The 2,368-nt window shown below is 73.4% G+C and carries 3 protein-coding genes; 1 reads left to right on the plus strand and 2 read right to left on the minus strand.

Annotation, left to right across the window (positions count from 1 at the left end; genetic code table 11):
• Positions 1-10: 10 nt before the first annotated feature.
• Entirely contained in the window at positions 11-1,591 is a 1,581-nt protein-coding gene (locus tag GA0115240_RS28400; RefSeq protein ID WP_093741030.1) for an alpha/beta hydrolase, read from the plus strand.
• An 80-nt stretch (positions 1,592-1,671) separates the two neighbouring features.
• Here the strand turns inward: GA0115240_RS28400 and GA0115240_RS28405 are convergent, their stop codons facing one another.
• Together GA0115240_RS28405 and GA0115240_RS28410 are read right to left on the minus strand one after the other, a co-directional pair.
• Positions 1,672-2,157 carry a YbaK/EbsC family protein gene (locus GA0115240_RS28405; protein WP_093741028.1) on the minus strand — a complete coding sequence of 162 codons (486 nt, stop codon included), beginning with the start codon at positions 2,155-2,157 and terminating at the stop codon, positions 1,672-1,674.
• 6 nt (positions 2,158-2,163) lie between these two features.
• A partial coding sequence (locus GA0115240_RS28410; protein ID WP_093741032.1) for a TIGR02452 family protein occupies positions 2,164-2,368 on the minus strand: 205 nt, incomplete at its 5' end.

Here is a 2,368-nt window from a genome sequence, read left to right on the forward strand (position 1 = left end):
ACGCACCATCGTGCTCGTCTCCACCGGTGTCCTGCTCGCGGGCGCCGTCGCCGCCGCTCCGGCGGCCACGGCCGGCCCGCCGCGGACCGGGGCTGCCGCGGCCGCCACCGTACCGGCGTCGGTCGGCGTGGTGATCGCCGCGCGCAGCGCCGAGCGGCAGGGCATCGACTGGGCCGACTGCCCGGCCGACTGGGCGCTGGCCGCGCCCGTGCGCTGCGGCTGGGTCACCGTGCCGGTGGACTACGCCAAGCCGTTCGGCGACACCATCCGGCTCGCGGTCGACCGGGCGGTGAGCACCGGCAGCGCCGCCCAGCGGCAGGGCGCACTGATCTACAACCCGGGCGGCCCCGGCGGGTCGGGCCTGCGCTTCCCGCTGCGCTCCACCACCGCTTCGCCCCTGTGGGTCAAGGACGCCAAGGCGTACGACTTCGTGGGCTTCGACCCGCGCGGCGTCGGCCACTCCGCACCGATCTCCTGCCAGGACCCGCAGGAGTTCGTCAAGGCGCCCAAGGCCGACCCGGTCCCGGGCAGCGAGGCCGACAAGCGCGCGCAGCGCGAACTGGCCGCCGCGTACGCCCGCGGCTGCCTGGAGCGGACCGGCGCGCGCATGCTCTCCCAGACCACCACCGCGAACACCGCCCGCGACCTCGACGTCATCCGGGCCGCGCTCGGCGAGCGCAGGCTCAACTACCTGGGCGTCTCCTACGGCACCTACCTGGGCGCGGTCTACGCCAGCCTGTTCCCGACCCATGTGCGGCGGATGGTCGTGGACAGCGTGGTCAATCCGGACCGGGACCAGATCTGGTACCGCAACAACCTCGACCAGGACGTCGCGTTCGAAGGCCGCTGGCGGGACTGGGAGACCTGGGTCGCCTCGTACGACTCCGTCTACCACCTCGGGGGCACCCGGGCGGAGGTCCAGGCGAACTGGGAGCGGCTGCGCGCCGCCGCCAAGGCGAAGCCGATCGGCGGCGTCGTCGGCCCGGCCGAACTGCTCGGCTACTTCCAGAACGCGCCCTACTACGACTCCACCTGGGCGTCCGTCGCGAGCACCTGGAGCCGTTACCGCGCGGGCGACACCCAGGCCCTGGTGGACGCGGCCGGCCCGGACCTGTCCGACACCGCCGGCAACATCACCGCGGAGAACGGCAACGCCGTCTACACCGCGGTCGAGTGCACCGACGCCGCGTGGCCCGCGGACTGGCGCACCTGGGACCGCGACAACACCGCGCTCAACGCCGCCTACCCCTTCCTCACCTGGGCCAACGCCTGGCTGAACCTGCCGTGCGCCACCTGGCCGGTGCGGCAGCAGACCCCGGTCGCGGTCCACGCCCGCCGCGGTCTGCCCGGCGTGCTGATCGTGCAGAGCACCCGTGACGCGGCGACCCCGTACGACGGCGCGCTCGAACTCCACCGGCGGCTGACCGGATCCCGGCTGATCACCGAGCGGGATGCCGGCTCGCACGGCGTCACCGGACTGGTCAACCCGTGCGTCAACAACCGGGTCGACGACTACCTGCTGACCGGGGCGCTCGACGCCCGCGACGTGGTGTGCGGACCGCACGCGGCGCCCGTGCCGGCGCCGCAGTAGCCACTCCGGATCCGGGGCCGACGGGCCGCCCGCGCCTCCTGACCGGGGGGCGGGCGGCCCGCTGCGGACCGGACGGGACGTCAGCCGGCGATCGGCTCGGTCCGCGGCGCCGCGACGCGCACGTAGTCCTTCACCGACAGCGCCAGCGAGCGGTCCAGCCGGGCCGCGTTGAAGAAGATCTCCTCATGCGTCAACAGCGAAGGATCCACGATCAGTTCGAGCGCGTCGTCGAAGGAGAACGGCAGCACCGTGCCGCTGACGCTGCCCGCCAGCCGCTCGGCGATGTCCTGCGACGCGAAGGACACGTAGGTGCCCGCCAGCAGCGCCTTGACCGCGTTCAGATCGACCCGCCGGTCGCCGGGCACCACGGCGAGCACATAACGCGTCACCTTCTTGCCCACCTTGACCATGACGACGATGCATTTCGCCGCCTGGGCAAGGGAGTTGCCGCGCAGCTCGCTCACCGACTCGGTGGCGCCCTCGGGCGCGTGGTCGATGGTCCGGTACTGCGCGCCGTGCTCGTCCAGCAGCGCGATCAGCCGGTCGTACGTCTCGTGCTCGCTCATACCCGCCTACGGTTGTCTCGTCGGTTCCTGCGAAGCGGCGGCGAAGGCCGCGGCGAACGCGGCCCGGGTGGGGGAGTCCGCACGGCGGTCGAGCACCGCGAAGACCACCTCGTCCATCGTGCCGGCGAACCGGCCGTTACCGGTCAGCAGGCCCGCGAACGCCGCGGCGACCCGGGCCGGATCGTTGGCGAACACCCCGCAGCCCCACGCG

The sequence above is a fragment of the Streptomyces sp. DvalAA-14 genome, from assembly GCF_900091855.1.
In the GTDB taxonomy this organism is placed as follows: domain Bacteria; phylum Actinomycetota; class Actinomycetes; order Streptomycetales; family Streptomycetaceae; genus Actinacidiphila.

What these genes read in the sequence shown, in the direction of transcription:
- GA0115240_RS28405 (WP_093741028.1), bottom strand. Translation starts at nt 2,157, where the DNA reads ATGAGCGAGCACGAGACGTACGACCGGCTGATCGCGCTGCTGGACGAG.